At 72.0% G+C, this 15,874-nt stretch carries 13 protein-coding genes; 7 read left to right on the top strand and 6 right to left on the bottom strand.

What is annotated here, in order from left to right; translation table 11 throughout:
- Window positions 1-141 precede the first annotated feature (141 nt).
- Genes ABZZ79_RS19895 through ABZZ79_RS19915 form a run of 5 tightly spaced genes read right to left on the bottom strand, consistent with a single transcriptional unit; the run spans window position 142 to window position 5,719 of the window.
- Window positions 142-1,452 carry a DUF58 domain-containing protein gene (locus tag ABZZ79_RS19895; RefSeq protein WP_356690455.1) on the bottom strand — a complete coding sequence of 437 codons (1,311 nt, stop codon included), beginning with the start codon at window positions 1,450-1,452 and terminating at the stop codon, window positions 142-144.
- Window positions 1,452-2,441: a MoxR family ATPase gene (locus ABZZ79_RS19900; protein WP_356690789.1), complete on the bottom strand. Its 990-nt coding sequence runs from the start codon at window positions 2,439-2,441 to the stop codon at window positions 1,452-1,454. Before ABZZ79_RS19900 ends, ABZZ79_RS19895 begins: the two co-directional genes overlap by 1 nt.
- Complete coding sequence (locus tag ABZZ79_RS19905; RefSeq protein WP_356690457.1) at window positions 2,441-3,640, bottom strand: DUF4350 domain-containing protein; 1,200 nt, start codon at window positions 3,638-3,640, stop codon at window positions 2,441-2,443. The genes ABZZ79_RS19900 and ABZZ79_RS19905 overlap by 1 nt, the downstream gene beginning before the upstream one ends.
- Window positions 3,637-4,428: a DUF4129 domain-containing protein gene (locus ABZZ79_RS19910; RefSeq protein ID WP_356690459.1), complete on the bottom strand. Its 792-nt coding sequence runs from the start codon at window positions 4,426-4,428 to the stop codon at window positions 3,637-3,639. Before ABZZ79_RS19910 ends, ABZZ79_RS19905 begins: the two co-directional genes overlap by 4 nt.
- Before the next feature lie 4 nt (window positions 4,429-4,432).
- Window positions 4,433-5,719 (bottom strand): glycerophosphoryl diester phosphodiesterase membrane domain-containing protein, encoded by a 1,287-nt coding sequence (locus ABZZ79_RS19915; protein ID WP_356690461.1) that lies wholly within the window; start codon window positions 5,717-5,719, stop codon window positions 4,433-4,435.
- A gap of 140 nt (window positions 5,720-5,859) precedes the next feature.
- On the opposite strand from ABZZ79_RS19915, the gene mtnA reads away from it, so the two are divergent.
- The 7 genes from mtnA to ABZZ79_RS19950 all read left to right on the top strand — a co-directional run bounded on the left by mtnA (window position 5,860) and on the right by ABZZ79_RS19950 (window position 14,687).
- The gene (gene mtnA, locus ABZZ79_RS19920) at window positions 5,860-7,002 is read left to right on the top strand and encodes an S-methyl-5-thioribose-1-phosphate isomerase (protein WP_356690463.1); all 1,143 of its coding nucleotides are present in this window, start codon (window positions 5,860-5,862) and stop codon (window positions 7,000-7,002) included.
- Window positions 7,003-7,006: 4 nt separating this feature from the next.
- The gene (mtrA, locus tag ABZZ79_RS19925) at window positions 7,007-7,696 is read left to right on the top strand and encodes a two-component system response regulator MtrA (RefSeq protein WP_198948386.1); all 690 of its coding nucleotides are present in this window, start codon (window positions 7,007-7,009) and stop codon (window positions 7,694-7,696) included.
- 1 nt (window position 7,697) lies between these two features.
- Complete coding sequence (gene mtrB, locus ABZZ79_RS19930) at window positions 7,698-9,728, top strand: MtrAB system histidine kinase MtrB (RefSeq protein ID WP_356690466.1); 2,031 nt, start codon at window positions 7,698-7,700, stop codon at window positions 9,726-9,728.
- Window positions 9,718-11,556 (top strand): LpqB family beta-propeller domain-containing protein, encoded by a 1,839-nt coding sequence (locus ABZZ79_RS19935; protein WP_356690468.1) that lies wholly within the window; start codon window positions 9,718-9,720, stop codon window positions 11,554-11,556. Before mtrB ends, ABZZ79_RS19935 begins: the two co-directional genes overlap by 11 nt.
- A gap of 240 nt (window positions 11,557-11,796) precedes the next feature.
- Window positions 11,797-12,726, top strand: a complete 930-nt coding sequence (locus tag ABZZ79_RS19940) for a ComF family protein (RefSeq protein ID WP_356690470.1) — start codon at window positions 11,797-11,799, stop codon at window positions 12,724-12,726.
- A gap of 316 nt (window positions 12,727-13,042) precedes the next feature.
- Window positions 13,043-13,735, top strand: a complete 693-nt coding sequence (raiA, locus tag ABZZ79_RS19945; protein WP_356690472.1) for a ribosome-associated translation inhibitor RaiA — start codon at window positions 13,043-13,045, stop codon at window positions 13,733-13,735.
- Window positions 13,736-13,940: 205 nt separating this feature from the next.
- Window positions 13,941-14,687 carry a response regulator transcription factor gene (locus ABZZ79_RS19950; protein ID WP_356690474.1) on the top strand — a complete coding sequence of 249 codons (747 nt, stop codon included), beginning with the start codon at window positions 13,941-13,943 and terminating at the stop codon, window positions 14,685-14,687.
- A gap of 3 nt (window positions 14,688-14,690) precedes the next feature.
- Here ABZZ79_RS19950 and ABZZ79_RS19955 read toward each other — a convergent pair whose 3' ends face one another.
- Window positions 14,691-15,863: a crosslink repair DNA glycosylase YcaQ family protein gene (locus ABZZ79_RS19955; RefSeq protein WP_356690476.1), complete on the bottom strand. Its 1,173-nt coding sequence runs from the start codon at window positions 15,861-15,863 to the stop codon at window positions 14,691-14,693.
- Window positions 15,864-15,874 lie beyond the last annotated feature (11 nt).

Raw genomic sequence — 15,874 nt, forward strand, 5'->3', positions numbered from 1 at the left:
ACTGCAGGGGGGACCCTGTGGGAGAGTAGGACGCCGCCGAACAATCATTGAAGAAAACCCCCGTACCGTTAATCGGTACGGGGGTTTTCTGCGTTTCTGGGGGAATGTGCTGGAAGGGGCTCTCCCGAGAGAGCCCCTTCGTCATAGGCGGCCGGCCGTCTTGAGAGCCAGGTAGGCGTCTGCGAGTGCCGGCGCCAGTTCGTCCGGAATAGCGTCGACCACGGTGACGCCGTTGCGGCGGAGCTGTTCCGTGGTGCGATTCCGTTCTGCCTGGGCCTGGGCAGCGGCCGCGGCCTCGTAGACCGACTCCGTACTGCCTCGGGCCTTGGCCATGCGGGCGATATGCGGGTCCGCCACCGACGCCAGAAGGACGGTGTGGCGCTGGGTGAGCTGGGAGAGGACGGGCAGGAGGCCCTCCTCGACGGGTGCCGTGTCCAGCGTGGTGAGAAGGACGATCAGCGAACGGCGTGGTGCCGACCGCAGGGCCGTGGCCGTCAGACCCCGGGCGTCCGTCTCGACCAACTCGGGTTCCAGCGTGGCCATGGCGTTGACCAGGGACGGCAGGAGGTTGTTCGCCGTGCGGCCCTGGACCAGGGCGCGGATGCGGCGGTCGTACGCCAGCAGGTCCACGCGGTCGCCGGCGCGGGAGGCGAGGGCGGCCAGGAGGAGTGCGGCGTCCATGGACGCGTCGAGTCGGGGTGCGTCGCCGACACGGCCCGCGGAGGTGCGGCCGGTGTCGAGGACCAGGAGGATGTGGCGGTCGCGTTCGGGGCGCCAGGTGCGTACGGCGACCGTGGAGTGCCGGGCGGTGGCTCGCCAGTCGATGGAACGGGTGTCGTCGCCGGGGACGTACTCGCGCAGGGAGTCGAACTCGGTGCCCTCGCCGCGCTGCAGGACGCTGGTGCGGCCGTCCAGTTCCCGGAGACGGGCGAGCTTCGACGGCAGGTGCTTGCGGCTGGTGAACGGGGGCAGGACCCGGACCGTCCAGGGCACGACATGCGTGCCCTGGCGGGTGAAGAGGCCGAGCGGGCCGTAGGAGCGGATCGTGACACGGTCCGCCTGGCGGTCCCCTCGCCGGGTGGGCCGCAGCCGGGTCGTCACACGACGGCGTTCGCCGGGTGGGACGTCGACCCGATGACGGGAGGCTTCCACCTCGGTGCCGGGCTGCCAGCTGCTGGGGGGCCAGGCATCGCGCAGACGGGCACGCAGGGCGCGGCGCGACGGGTTGGTGACCGTGAGGGTGACGTCGGCCTGGTCGCCGAGGCGAACGGACGTGTCGCCCGAGCGGGTCAGGCCGAGACGGCGTACGGGCGCCGCCAGGGCGAAGTCGCAGGCGCAGGCCACGGCCAGGGGCGCGTTGACGGCGAGGATGCCGGCCCAGCTGGGCTCCCAGATACCGACGGGGACGGAGCCGAGGGCCGCGAGGAGGGCGGCGCGTCCAGTGAGTGCCATCAGCGGGGGACGGGGACGTGGGACAGGATCGCGTTGATGACGGAGTCGGCGGTCACGCCCTCCATCTCGGCCTCCGGGCGCAGTTGGACGCGGTGGCGGAGGGTGGGCAGGGCGAGTGCCTTGACGTCGTCGGGGATGACGTAGTCGCGGCCGGTGAGCCAGGCCCACGCGCGCGAGGTGGCGAGCAGGGCGGTCGCGCCGCGGGGGGAGACGCCCAGGGTGAGGGAGGGCGATTCGCGGGTCGCGCGGCAGATGTCGACGACGTACGCGGTGATCTCGGGCGAGACGGTCGTCTTGGCGACGGCGGCACGGGCTGCTTCGAGGTCGGCGCGGCCCGCCACGGGGCGTACGCCGGCGGCCTTGAGGTCGCGTGGGTTGAAGCCGGAAGCGTGGCGGGTGAGGACGTCGATCTCGTCCTGCCGGGAAGGCAGAGGGATCGTCAGCTTCAGCAGGAAGCGGTCCAGTTGGGCCTCGGGGAGGGGGTAGGTGCCCTCGTACTCGACGGGGTTCTGGGTCGCTGCGACCAGGAACGGCTCGGGGAGGAGGCGAGGGGTGCCGTCGACGGTGACCTGACGCTCCTCCATCGCCTCCAGCAGGGACGACTGGGTCTTCGGAGGCGTGCGGTTGATCTCGTCGGCGAGCAGGAGGTTGGTGAAGACCGGGCCGGGCTGGAAGGAGAACTCGGCGGTCCGGGTGTCGTAGACGAGGGAGCCCGTGATGTCGCTGGGCATCAGGTCGGGGGTGAACTGGACGCGCTTGGTCTCCAGTTCGAGTGCGGAGGCGAGGGTGCGGACGAGCAACGTCTTGGCCACCCCGGGGACCCCTTCGAGGAGAACGTGTCCGCGGCAGAGGAGAGCGACGACGAGACCGGTGACGGCGGGGTCCTGGCCGACCACGGCCTTGGCGATCTCGGCGCGCAGGGCCTCCAGCGCGGCCCGGGGGTTGCCCGGTTGCCCGGTCTGCCCGGCGTTGTCAGTGGTCGGGTCCATCATGGACGGCGTACCTCTCTTTCGAGGGCGTCGAGTTGGTCGGTGAGGGCGATGAGTGCGGCGTCGTCGCCGGGTGGCGGGCCGAAGAGGAGGCTGTGCAGGGGCTGTCCGTCCTGGTGGAGATGGGCGGACAGGGCGGGCAGCAGGGCTTCGGGCGAGTGCGCCTGGGAGACGGGCACGCCTACGAGAGGGGCGAGGCGGGTGCGTGTGGTGGAGCGCAGAGCGGAAGCCGCGCGGTCGCGGGCGTCGGCCTTGCGGTAGAGGCGGGCGCGGCCTTCGACGGTTTCGGAGGCGCGGATCGCCACGGGGAGTCTTTCGGGCACGAGGGGGCCGAGCCGCCGTGCCCGCCACAGGGCCGCGAGGGCTGCGGCGATGAAGAGTTGCAGAGTGCCCCAGAGCCAGCCCGAGGGGAGCAGGTCGAAGAAGCCGCGCCGGCCGTCGTCGTTGTCGGTGGCCGACGTGTCGGACAGCGAGGGGAGGTACCAGACCAGATGGGGGCGCGAGCCGAGGAGTTGGAGGGCGAGCGAGGCGTTGCCCTGCTCGTCGAGGTGCTCGTTGACGAGGATGTCGGAGGAGCCGAGGACGACCGTGTCACCGTCTCCGGTAGTGTCGGGGATCCGGACGAGGGTGGGCAGGCGCCTGCTGGGGTAACACGCTTCGGCGTCGGGGCTGGTGACGGTGTACCGGATGCCGCCGGTGTCGGCGTCGCCCGCTCGGCGGGCCGCGGGGAGCGGGCAGTCGGGGGAGAGGGTGGTGTCGAAGCTGGTGACGGGGTCGGCCGAGACGCCTGGTGCGAGGCCCTCCACGGAGGCGCCGCCGGGGGCGACGAGGAGGGTGCGGCCGCCGGAGGCGGCGGTCGTCGAGTGCAGCAGGGCTTGTTGACGGTCGGTCAACAGGTCGGGCACGGCGACCAGGAGGGTGGTGTCGGGTCCCGCCGCGGCGCGTGCGTCGTCGAGGGTGGTGACGGTGCGGGTGTCGACGCCGCGGTCGGCGAGGAGCTCGGCGACGGCCCGGCTGCCCCGGGGGTCGGCGGAGCGCGGGTCGAGGGCGCCGTGCCGGGTGTCGGAGCGGACGAGGGCGAGGACGACGGCGCCCGCGACGAGCACCGCGAGGGCCAGCGCGATACCGCGGGTGCGGGTCCACACCTGGCGGGCGGTGGGCGAGGCCGAGGTGGTCGGGAGCGTGGCCCCGGTGGTCATCCGGCGGCTCCCTGGCGGGTGTTGTCGGCCGTGTTCGCGGTGCTGCTCGTGGTGAGCCGGGGTTTGGCGCGTTCCAGGTCGCGGTCGAGTTCGGCGATGCGGCGGTACGAGGCCTCGGTCGCGGTGCGGCCGCCGTACGTGACGTCGTCGAAGTCGCGGGCGGCGGCGCGCAGGCGGTCGGTGTGCGCGGGCAGGGCCCGGCCCGCGTCGGCGGCCGCCTCGTCGGCGGTACGGCCGGGGCGGGCGTCGAGCAGGGCGCGCTCCTCCAGGGCGCGGACGATGGCCCGCATGCGTTCCTGGACGGCCTGGCTGAAGTGGCCCTGGGCGGCGTGCGCTTCGGCGGCGGCGCGGTGTTCGGCGGCGCTGCGTGGGCGGTCGTCGAACAGGGCGGGGGCGGAGACGGGGCCGCGGCGGGGGCTGCCGAGGCGCCACCAGAGGGCGCCGAGTACGGCGAGCACGGCGAGAGCGATGACGACCAGGCCGACTGCGCCGCCGGGTGTCACCGCGTCGGCGGCGTCGAAGACGCTGCCGAGCCAGTCCCAGAAGGAGTTGAGGGCGCGTTCCAGGAGGTTCGGTTCGTTCTCGTGGTACATGCGCTTGGCCAGCTCGCGGCGGGCCGCCTCGCGGGCGGGGTCGCGCGGGACGGTCAGCGGCGGCTCGGTGTCGCCGGTGCGTGCCCGTGTGAGCGCCGACGACAGGGTGGTGTGGTGGCCGGCGCGCAGGGCGGCTCGTAGTGCTGTGTCGACGGCGCCCGGCGCCGCTGTGAGAACTCCCCCCGTGAGGCTCACCGCATCAGCTCCCGGCGGTGGTGCCGTAGTTCTGGACTCCGGCGGCGCGGGCCAGGTCGAGGTCGAGGGCCTCGCGGCGGATGCGCTGGTCGATGTAGAGGAGCACGGTCACCCCGGCCGTGATCGGGAAGGTGATCATGGAGCCGATCACCGAGCCGATGCCGGTGACGATCAGGTAGGTCCAGCCGAAGTCGCCGTCGCCGGTGAGGAAGCCGCCGATGCCGTCGCCGCTGACGACGAGGGCGATCAGGGCGAACGGGATGACGATGACCATGGCGACGATGTTCGCGATGATCGCGGCCAGCAGCTGGATGCCGAAGACCCGCCACCAGGAGCCGCTGACGAGCTTGGTGGAGCGGGTCAGGGCCTTCTTGATCCCCTGCTTCTCCAGCATCAGGGCGGGGGAGGCCAGGGAGAAGCGGACCATCAGCCAGATGGCGAGGACGCCCGCGGCCATGAAGCCGAGGAAGCCGAGTACGGCCCCGGCGGGCGGGGAGCCCGCGACGCTGACGAGGACGCCGGGCAGGGTGCCCACGGCGAGGATGCCGATGGCGATGAGCGGCAGCAGCAGGAGCAGGCCGAGCAGCCTGAGCACCTGCGGGCGGGCGTCGCGCCAGGCCTCCTTGGCGGTGACGGGCTTGCCGAGGACCGCGCGGCTGGTGACGGCGGTGAGCAGGGCGGTCACCGCGACCGTGCCGATGAGGGTGATCACGAACAGGACGCCCATGCCGAGCAGGGCGTCGCCCAGGGCGCGGGTGACCTCTTCCAGGGTGGCGTCCGGGTCGCCGAGGCCGTCGGTGCCGGTGGTGTCGTTCAGGACGAGGCCCTGGAGCAGGACGGTGACGATCTCCATCAGGACCGCGACGGTCAGGGAGATGCCGAGCACCGTGCGCCAGTAGGTGCGCATGGTGGAGACCGCGCCGTCGAGGATCTCGCCGACGCCGAGGGGGCGCAGCGGGATCACTCCGGGCTTGGCGGCGGGTGGTGGGCCGCCCCAGGGGGTGCCCCAGCCGCCGTGTCCGGCCGGGCCGTGCTGTCCGCCGGGGCCTCCCGAGCCGCCCTGGGGCGGGGTGCCCCAGTTCGGGCCGGGTGGTGGGGGCGGCGTCTGGCCGGGGCCGACGGGCGTGGACCACTGGGCGGGTGGCGGTTGCTCCTGCGACCACTTCGCGCCGGTTGCCGTCGGCTGGTCCGCCGGTTCCGCGGGAGCCGGGCTGTCGGCCGGATCAGTGCCGGGGCGCTGATCGTCGGACGGGGCGGATCCGGGCGAGGCCCAGCCCGGAGTGTCGTTCATCGTCGCTCCTTCACGGTGCCCGACCGCGGTCGCGGCGGCAGGTTGGCCCACATCGTGTCATGGTGCCGTCCGGGACGGACCGGTCGCGGTAGGGGCTGTGCACCTTCAATTGTCCGCCGGATCCGGGGCAGACTGACGGCATGGCTGATCAGTACGCGCAATCCGGCGAGGACGGCCGGCCGACCGGAATACCTGTCATCCGCTGGGAGGAGCCGCCCGAGGGGCCTGTCGTGGTCCTGCTCGACCAGACGCGGCTGCCCGCCGAGGAGATCGAGCTGGTGTGCACGGACGCGCCCGCGCTGGTGGAGGCGATCCGTTCGCTCGCCGTGCGCGGGGCGCCGCTGCTCGGGATCGCGGGCGCCTACGGTGTCGCGCTCGCCGCCGCGCGAGGCTTCGACGTGGAAGAGGCGGCGGCCGCGCTGGCCGGTGCCCGGCCGACGGCGGTGAACCTCGCCGTCGGCGTGCGGCGGGCCCAGGCCGCGCATCAGGCCGCGCTCGCCCGCGGCGGCAGCCAGGGGCAGGCCGCCGTGGCGGCGCTGGCCGCGGCGCGCCAGCTGCACCGGGAGGACGCCGAGGCCAGCACCCGGATGGCCGCGCACGGGCTCGCGCTGCTGGACGAGCTGCTGCCGGGCGGGGGCCATCGGATTCTCACGCACTGCAACACCGGTTCGCTGGTGTCGGGCGGAGAGGGCACGGCCTTCGCGGTGGCCCTCGCCGCGCACCGGCAGGGCCGGCTCAGGCGCCTGTGGGTGGACGAAACGCGCCCGTTGCTGCAAGGTGCTCGCCTGACGGCTTATGAGGCGGCGCGCAACGACATGGCGTACACCTTGCTCACCGACAACGCGGCGGGTTCGCTGTTCGCGGCGGGGGAGGTGGACGCGGTGCTCATCGGTGCCGACCGCATCGCGGCCGACGGGTCGGTGGCGAACAAGGTGGGGAGCTATCCGCTCGCCGTGCTCGCGCGCTACCACCATGTGCCGTTCATCGTGGTGGCACCGCGGACGACGGTGGATCTGGGAACTGCGGACGGGGCGTCGATCGAGGTCGAGCAGCGCCCCGGCTTCGAAGTGACCGAGGTCACAGCGCCGCAGGTGCCGGTGGCGGGAGCGGGAGGCGGGATCGTGGTGGCGCCCTTGGGGACCCAGGCGTACAACCCGGCGTTCGACGTGACACCGCCGGAACTGGTGACGGCGATCGTCACCGAAGAAGGTGCCGTTTCGCCTGTGACCGGCGAAGGGCTTGCCGAGCTGTGTGCCAGGTCACGCCAGGTAACGATTAGCTAATGGGATGATGTCGTTTATGAAGGGACGAGTCCTTGTCGTCGACGACGACAGCGCACTGGCCGAGATGCTCGGCATCGTGCTGCGTGGTGAAGGTTTTGAGCCGTCTTTCGTAGCCGACGGCGACAAGGCGCTGGCCGCTTTCCGCGAGACCAAGCCGGATCTGGTATTGCTCGACCTGATGCTGCCCGGTCGGGACGGCATCGAGGTGTGCCGTCTGATCAGGGCGGAGTCCGGCGTGCCGATCGTGATGCTCACCGCCAAGAGCGACACCGTCGACGTGGTGGTCGGGCTCGAGTCCGGGGCCGACGACTACATCGTCAAGCCGTTCAAGCCGAAGGAGCTCGTGGCCCGCATCCGGGCCCGCCTTCGCAGGTCGGAGGAGCCGGCGCCGGAGCAGCTCGCCATAGGTGACCTGGTCATCGACGTGGCGGGACACTCGGTGAAGCGGGACGGGCAGTCCATCGCGCTGACGCCGTTGGAGTTCGATCTGCTGGTCGCGTTGGCGCGCAAGCCGTGGCAGGTGTTCACTCGTGAGGTGCTCCTGGAGCAGGTCTGGGGCTACCGGCACGCGGCGGACACACGTCTGGTGAATGTGCATGTGCAGAGGCTTCGCTCGAAGGTCGAGAAGGACCCCGAGCGGCCGGAGATCGTGGTGACCGTCCGTGGTGTCGGATACAAGGCCGGACCGAGCTGACATGTCCGAAGACAGTGCCGCTTCGGCCCCCGGCCGGTCCGGGACCCGTCCGGGGCGGCCTGTCGGCCGGACGGCACTCTCGCGCTGGGGCAGGTTCTTGGAGGGCGGGTTGCTCCAGGGCGGTGTCCAGGGCAGCCCGGTCCTTCGGCTGTTCATACGCTGGGTGCGTCGCCCGCTGCTGCCCGTGATGCGGCTGTGGCGGCGCAACATCCAGCTCAAGGTCGTCGCCACGACCCTGCTGATGTCGCTGGGCGTCGTCCTGCTGCTCGGCTTCGTCGTGATCGGCCAGGTGCGCAACGGGCTGCTGGACGCCAAGGTGAAGGCCGCCCAGAGTCAGGCCACCGGCGGGTTCACGGTGGCCAAGCAGAGGGCCGACGAGGCCGCCAGCGGCACCGCCGACGAGGCGGCCGGAACGGATGGCCGCTCCGCGCAGAACGTCATCCAGTGGATGAGCTACCTGGTCGGCTCGCTCTCCAGCGGCGGCCAGGGCGCTTTCGACGTGGTGACGCTGCCCGTCGGCGACGACGGCGGCAGCGGGCGCAGTCCGCGTGCCTCCGGCGGCGTGAACCCGGACAAGAGCATTCCGGCGGATCTGCGCGCCCGTATCGGGGACGGCGAGGCCGCCCAGAAGTACACGCGCGTGTTCTACAGCGAGCGGGGCAAGGAGTCCCAGCCCGCGCTGGTCATCGGCAAGGAGGTCAACGACCCCAACGGTGACCCGTACCAGCTCTACTACCTCTTCCCGCTGACGCAGGAGGAGAAGTCGCTGAGCCTGGTCAAGGGCACTCTGGCGACCGCCGGGGTCTTCGTCGTCGTCCTGCTCGGGGCGATCGCGTGGCTGGTGGTGCGCCAGGTCGTCACGCCCGTACGGATGGCCGCGGGCATCGCCGAGCGGCTGTCGGCCGGGCGTCTTCAGGAACGTATGAAGGTCACCGGCGAGGACGACATCGCGCGCCTGGGCGAGGCCTTCAACAAGATGGCGCAGAACCTTCAGCTGAAGATCCAGCAGCTGGAGGACCTGTCGCGGATGCAGCGGCGGTTCGTGTCGGACGTCTCCCACGAGCTGCGGACGCCACTGACCACCGTGCGGATGGCGGCCGACGTCATCCACGAGGCCCGCGAGGACTTCGACCCGGTGACCGCGCGGTCGGCGGAACTGCTGGCCGACCAGCTGGACCGGTTCGAGTCGCTGCTCGCGGACCTGCTGGAGATCAGCCGCTTCGACGCGGGCGCGGCGGCCCTGGAGGCGGAGCCCATCGACCTCAGGGAGGTTGTGCGGCGGGTGGTCAGCGGGGCCGTGCCGCTCGCGGAGCGCAAGGGCACCGAGATACGGATCGTGGGCGACCAGCAGCCCGTCGTGGCCGAGGCGGACGCCCGGCGGCTGGAGCGGGTGCTGCGCAATCTCGTCGTCAACGCCGTCGAGCACGGCGAGGGCCGGGACGTCGTCGTCAAGCTCGCCTCGGCGGGCGGGGCGGTCGCGGTCGCGGTGCGCGACTACGGCGTCGGTCTCAAGCCCGGCGAGGCCACGCGCGTGTTCAGCCGCTTCTGGCGGGCCGACCCGGCCCGCGCGCGGACCACGGGCGGTACGGGGCTGGGCCTGTCCATCGCCCTGGAGGACGCCCGTCTGCACGGCGGCTGGCTCCAGGCGTGGGGCGAGCCGGGCGGCGGGTCGCAGTTCCGGCTGACACTGCCGCGGACGGCGGACGAGCCGCTGCGGGGCTCGCCCATACCTCTGGAACCCAGGGACTCGCGCCGCAACCGCGGCCTGGACGGGGCCGGACTGCCGCGCGGCGAGAAGAGCGCCACCGTGCCCGCCCAGCAGGTCAACGGTCAGGCGCCGCTGGACCGGATGGCGACGCGGCCCGCCACGACTGCGCCCTCGGCCGACCCCACTGCGCTGCCCGGCAACGGCGCGCGCGTGGTGCCGCGGCCCGCCTGTGGGGCACGGCGACCGGACGACACGTCCGCGGCGCAGCCGGGATCGGCCCCGGCCGCGCAGGACGAGCAAGGGGAGGCAACGCGTGGCCGCTGACCGGGAGGGGGGCGCCCGGCGGATGCCGCGGCGCGCGGTGTACGCCGCCTGTGGTGTCGTACTGCTGTCGGGGTGTGCGTCGATGCCCGACGACGGTGATCTGCGGGGGGTGGACTACACGCCGCGGCAGGACTCACAGGTGCGGGTGTTCGCCGTGCCGCCCGGCGAGGACGCGACCCCGACGGACATCGTGGACGGCTTCCTGGAGGCGCTGACCAGTGACGACCCGCACTACGAGACGGCGAAGCTGTATCTGACCCCCGAGGCGGCGAAGCAGTGGGAGCCGGAGCGCTCCGCCACCGTCCTCGCGAACGGGATGGAGAGCTACGCCGACCCTGCCGAGAACCGGGACCACGCCTCCTCGTACTTCGTCACGCTGGCCGGCACCGAGGTCGGCGCGCTCGACGCGCAGCAGTCGTACAGCCCCGCCGCGGGCGACTACCGCCGGCAGATCCAGCTGACGCGGAACAAGAAGAACGGCCAGTGGCGGATCAGCAGGCCGCCGCGGGGCATCGTGCTCGGCCAGTCCGACTTCGAGCGCAACTACATGTCGGTCAACAAGTACTACTTCGCCTCCAACGGCGTGGCGGGGTCGCCGTCGCGGCCGATGGCGGTGGCCGATCCGGTGTTCGTGCGGGAGCGCGTGGACCCGATGACGCACATGGTCCGCTCGCTGCTCGACGGCCCGACGGTCTGGCTCGACCAGGTCGTCCGGTCGAGCTTCCCCACCGGGACGAAGCTGAAGCCCGGGGTGGAGTCGCTGACGCCCGACGGGCAGAACACGCTGACCGTGCCGCTGAACGACAGCGCCGCGCGGGTCGGGCCGGGCAAGTGCCGGGAGATGGCGGCGCAGCTGCTGTTCACGCTGCAGAACCTCACCTCGGCGGTGGATCAGATCGAGCTGGAGGCGGGGGGCAGGCAGCTGTGTCTGGTCTCCGCGGACAGCGCCGACTCGGTGGCCGCTCGGGGGGCGACGGAGCGTCCCGAGTTCCTGTACTTCCTGGACGGCAGGCACCGGCTGGTGCGGATGCCGGCGCGCAGCAAGGACAACGAGGCGCTGGCGGTGCCGGGGCCGCTCGGCGACGGGGCGAACCAGTTCTGGTCGGCGGGTGTGGCGCGGCGCGAGGACCTCGCGGCCGGGGTGAGCCTGGACCGGCGGGCGCTGTTCGTCGGCTCGCTGTTGTCGGGTGGCTCGCTCGGGGAGCCCGTGCTGGTCAGCCAGGGCAGGGCGGAGACCGACCGGCTGACGGCTCCGAGCTGGGACGCCGCCGGTGACCTGTGGGTGGCCGACCGGGACCCGAAGCGGCCGCGGCTGCTGCTGTTCGACGGTGGCAAGGGCGAGCCCGTGGAGGTGGAGACGCCCGGACTGGACGGCCGTATCGACTCGGTGCGGGTGGCCGGGGACGGGGTGCGGATCGCCCTCGTCGTGGAGAAGGCCGGCAAGCAGTCGCTGCTCATCGGGCGAATCGAGCGCGGCGACAAGCCGACCGAGGCCGACGAGCGGACGCGGGTGGCGGTGCTGGAACTGCGCTCGGCGACTCCGGAGTTGGAGGAGGTCACCACCATGTCCTGGGTCGGCGAGAGCCGGCTGGTGGTGGTGGGCACGAAGCAGGGGGGCGTGCAGCAGATGCAGTACGTCCTGGTCGACGGCTCCACGCCGGAGGCTCCGCCGCCCGCCGCGCTGACGGGCGTGGAGGAGATCGCCGGGACCGAGGACGGCGGGGTTCCGCTGGTCGCGCACTCGGAGGACGGGATCGTGCGCATGCCCACGGGGGAGCAGTGGCAGAAGGTCGTCAAGGACGGCACGGCGCCGGTGTATCCGGGGTGAGGTGCTGACCGCGGTGGTGCGGGGAGCGGTCGTCTCGCTGGGCTTCGGCCTGGTGGGCCGGCCGCTCTTCTGTTTCTGGCGGGCCTGGCTGTTTCACGGAGCTCTCGGTGTTCCTCAGGTGCCCGATGGCTGGTACGGCAGAGGGGAGGCGGAGCTCGTGTGCCTGCGCACGCCGAGTTGTCCACAGGTGGTTGTCCACAGGGGTGGCCGGGTCGCGCGGGCGTTGGCACAGTGGTGGGCATGCGGGGGTGGTGGCAGGACCTCACCGACCTTGTGCTTCCGGCGGAGTGCGGAGGCTGCGGCAGGCCGCGCACGGTGCTCTGCCCGGAGTGCCGGGCCGTACTGAGCGGTGCCGCGCCGCGTCGGGTGCGACCGGAGCCGGAGCCGGCGGGCCTGCCCGCCGTCCACGCGGCCGCGGCGTACGAGGACGGGGTCCGGGCCGTGCTGCTGGCCCACAAGGAGCGCGGAGCCCTGTCCCTGGCCCGCCCGCTGGGTGCGGCCCTGGCGGGCGCGGTGCGGGCCGGGCTGGGGCCGGGATCGGAGTCGGCGCCGGGCCGGCGGGCGGACCTGCCCGATGTCCTCGACCGGCGACGGGCGAGGCCGAGCGTGCCTGTGCTGCCTGTGCTGCCCGTGCTGCTCGTGCCGGTGCCGTCCCGGCGTGCGGCTGTGCGGGCGCGTGGGCACGACCCCGCGCGGCGGATCGCTCTCGCCGCGGCGGGGGAGCTGCGCCAAGCCGGTACGCCCGCCCGGGTGCTCTCCGTGCTGCGGCAGTGCCGCCCGGTGGCCGACCAGGCGGGGCTCAACTCCCGGCGCCGTCGGGAGAATCTGGCCGGAGCCCTGGCCGTGGCACGCGGCGGGGCCGGGCTGCTGCGCGGTGGCGCGGTGGTGCTCGTGGACGACCTTATGACGACGGGCGCCTCCCTGGCTGAGGCGGCTCGTGCGGTCCGGGAGGCCATGGCCGCCGAAGTCGGGTACCGCGATGTGATGACACCCGTGTACACGGGGGTGAGCCGGGAAAGGACAGGGGAACAGATGGCTGAAGAGACGGAAGGGGGTACAGGCGAACGGACGGACGTGGCGGGAAAGGCGGGCACGAACACCCTCGACGGCCTGGTCTGTGCCGCCGTGGTCGCGGCTTCGCCGGATTCCTTCGAAATAAACCGGAACTGACTGTGAAGTTGCATCGTTGCAGGTAATGAGAGTGTCAATTCACCTGAACGGAGGTACGCCGCAGTAGAGGGTGACGACATCCGTCCGGGCGAGATATGTTCGGTTGTGAGGGAAAGCTGCAGGCCATCCCCCGCAAATCCGATTGCCGTGCTGCGGGTTTTCCGCAATCACCCGAGCCGGCGGAGTGGAGATCTTGCCCGTGGGGGAGGAGGAGGTGGACGTCACCAAGTCCGCGGTTCCGGAACTGTCCGGAACCTGGTGCACAAGGGAGATGCTCCGCCACTGAGAGCGGAGCGATCCGGGAACGGAGTTCTGCGTGGACATCGTCGTCAAGGGCCGCAAGACCGAGGTGCCCGAGCGGTTCCGCAAGCACGTGGCCGAGAAGCTGAAGCTGGACAAGATCCAGAAGCTCGACGGCAAGGTGATCAGCCTCGACGTCGAGGTGTCCAAGGAGCCCAACCCCCGACAGGCCGACCGCTGCGACCGAGTGGAGATCACGCTCCGCTCCCGTGGCCCGGTGATCAGGGCAGAGGCAGCGGCCAGCGACCCGTACGCGGCACTCGACCTCGCAGCCGAGAAGCTGGATGCCCGGCTGCGCAAGGAGCACGACAAGCGTCACACGCGCCGGGGTGTCCGCCGCCTGACGGCGGCCGAGGTCCCCGACCACGTTCCGGGCGCGGCGACGCTCAACGGCAACGGCCACGTCGTCTCGACGGAGGAGCCGGACGGAGTACCCACCAGGAAGATCGGCTCGCTCGAGGTGCAGGGCGAGGGCCCGCTCATCGTTCGCGAGAAGACCCACGTCGCCGCCCCCATGACCCTGGACCAGGCTCTCTACGAGATGGAACTGGTCGGTCACGACTTCTACCTGTTCGTCGACTCCGAGACGAAGGAGCCGAGCGTCGTCTACCGGCGCCACGCCTACGACTACGGCGTGATCCACCTCCGGACTGACACCATGGTCACGCAGCCGCCGTCGCCCGACGCGGGCGGCTCGCTCGGCGGCTGACCCACCCGGATGACAGCTGTCCGGTGCCCCTGGAGCGCTTCGTGCGCCCCCAGGGGCACCGGTGTGCGACCCCATGCGCTCCGTGCCTGTCACCTTGGTACCGCCCGGGCATGAAATCATGGCCGCAACGGCTCAACCGGTGGGCCGTTGCCTTGGGTTGGCGATGGCACAGGACCACAGGCCACAGCCTTCAGGGGGAGGAACGATGGCGGACAGCTTCGGACCGATGCATCAGGGGGATGCCGGCGACGGCGTCATCGGCATGGGCCCCGACAGAGGATCATCGCGCGAGGAGCCGATCCGGGTCCTGGTCGTCGACGACCACGCCCTGTTCCGCCGGGGCCTGGAGATCGTGCTCGCGGCCGAGGAGGACATCCAGGTCGTCGGCGAGGCCGGGGACGGCGCCGAGGCCGTCGACAAGGCCGCGGACCTGCTGCCCGACATCATCCTGATGGACGTACGGATGCCGAAGCGGGGCGGGATCGAGGCGTGCACCTCCATCAAGGAGGTGGCCCCCAGCGCCAAGATCATCATGCTGACGATCAGCGACGAGGAAGCCGACCTCTACGAGGCGATCAAAGCCGGCGCGACCGGCTATCTGCTCAAGGAGATCTCCACCGACGAGGTCGCCACGGCGATCCGTGCGGTGGCCGACGGACAGTCGCAGATCAGCCCGTCCATGGCGTCGAAGCTGCTGACCGAGTTCAAGTCGATGATCCAGCGCACGGACGAGCGCCGTCTGGTGCCCGCGCCGCGGCTCACCGACCGCGAGCTGGAAGTGCTCAAGCTCGTCGCCACGGGGATGAACAACCGCGATATCGCCAAGCAACTGTTCATCTCCGAGAACACCGTCAAGAACCACGTGCGCAACATCCTGGAGAAACTCCAGTTGCACTCCCGGATGGAGGCCGTGGTGTACGCGATGCGGGAGAAGATTCTCGAAATCCGCTGACGCTCAGGCGAGCAGCCGGCCGAGTTCCGCGGTGAGTGGGGCGCGCAGTTCGGGCACGTCCATCCGCTCCACCCGCACGTCCGTGCAGTCAACCCAGGTCGCCGCCTCTACCAGCGCCTGGGCGACGGCCGCCACCGCCTTCGGGCCGTCCAGCGTCACCTGCCGGGCGACCAAGGTGTGTCCCTCGCGGGCCGGGTCCACGCGGCCGACCAGTCGTCCGCCGGCGAGCACCGGCATCGCGAAGTAGCCGTGGACACGCTTCGGCTTGGGAACGTACGCCTCCAGGCGGTGGGTGAAGCCGAAGATCCGCTCGGTGCGGGCGCGTTCCCAGATCAGCGAGTCGAACGGGGACAGCAGCGTGGTGCGGTGCCGCCCGCGCGGCGGCGCGGCCAGCGCCGCCGGGTCCGCCCAGGCGGGCTTGCCCCAGCCCGCCACCGTGACCGGCACCAGGCCGGAGTCGGCGATCACCGCGTCCACCTGCTCGCCCCTCAGACGGTGGTAGTCGGCGATGTCCGCGCGCGTGCCCACGCCCAGCGCCTCGCCGGCCAGCCGTACGAGGCGGCGCAGGCACTCGGCGTCGTCCAGATCGTCATGCAGCAGGGGCTCGGGGACCGCGCGCTCGGCGAGGTCGTAGAGCCGCTTCCAGCCGCGGCGCTCGACGCACACCACCTCGCCGTACATCAGGGCGCGTTCGACGGCGACCTTCGTGCCTGACCAGTCCCACCACTCGCTGGTGCGCTTCGCGCCGCCCAACTCGGTCGCCGTCAGGGGGCCTTCGGTCCGCAGCTGCTTGATGACCTGCTCATAGGTGCCGTCGGGCAGGTCGTGGTTCCACTGCGGGCGGCCGCGGTAGGCGCGGCGACGGAAGGCGAAGTGCGGCCACTCCTCGATGGGCAGGATGCATGCCGCGTGCGACCAGTACTCGAACGCGTGCCGGTCGGTCCAGTACGCGTCCTCGACCGTCCTGCGGCCGACCGCGCCCAGGCGGGCGTACGGGATGAGCTCGTGGGAGCGGGCCAGGACGGAGATCGTGTCGAGCTGGACCGCGCCGAGGTGTCGCAGTACGCCCCGCACGCCCGCCCTGCGGTCGGGGGCGCCGAGGAAGCCCTGGGCGCGCAGGACCAGGCGGCGGGCCTCGTCGGCGGACAGCTCTGCGATCGGGCGCGGGGTCGTCATGTCTCGCACGA

This window comes from Streptomyces sp. NPDC006458, from assembly GCF_040612135.1.
In the GTDB taxonomy this organism is placed as follows: Bacteria; Actinomycetota; Actinomycetes; order Streptomycetales; family Streptomycetaceae; genus Streptomyces.

Excerpts from the sequence above, each read along its gene's own strand:
- ABZZ79_RS19895 (WP_356690455.1), bottom strand. The coding sequence starts at position 1,452 with ATGGCACTCACTGGACGCGCCGCCCTCCTCGCGGCCCTCGGCTCCGTC.
- mtrA (WP_198948386.1), top strand. The coding sequence starts at position 7,007 with ATGATGTCGTTTATGAAGGGACGAGTCCTTGTCGTCGACGACGACAGC.
- ABZZ79_RS19940 (WP_356690470.1), top strand. The coding sequence starts at position 11,797 with ATGCGGGGGTGGTGGCAGGACCTCACCGACCTTGTGCTTCCGGCGGAG.
- ABZZ79_RS19905 (WP_356690457.1), bottom strand. The coding sequence starts at position 3,640 with ATGACCACCGGGGCCACGCTCCCGACCACCTCGGCCTCGCCCACCGCC.
- ABZZ79_RS19950 (WP_356690474.1), top strand. The coding sequence starts at position 13,941 with ATGGCGGACAGCTTCGGACCGATGCATCAGGGGGATGCCGGCGACGGC.
- mtnA (WP_356690463.1), top strand. The coding sequence starts at position 5,860 with ATGGCTGATCAGTACGCGCAATCCGGCGAGGACGGCCGGCCGACCGGA.
- ABZZ79_RS19955 (WP_356690476.1), bottom strand. The coding sequence starts at position 15,863 with ATGACGACCCCGCGCCCGATCGCAGAGCTGTCCGCCGACGAGGCCCGC.
- ABZZ79_RS19915 (WP_356690461.1), bottom strand. The coding sequence starts at position 5,719 with ATGAACGACACTCCGGGCTGGGCCTCGCCCGGATCCGCCCCGTCCGAC.
- mtrB (WP_356690466.1), top strand. The coding sequence starts at position 7,698 with ATGTCCGAAGACAGTGCCGCTTCGGCCCCCGGCCGGTCCGGGACCCGT.
- ABZZ79_RS19900 (WP_356690789.1), bottom strand. The coding sequence starts at position 2,441 with ATGGACCCGACCACTGACAACGCCGGGCAGACCGGGCAACCGGGCAAC.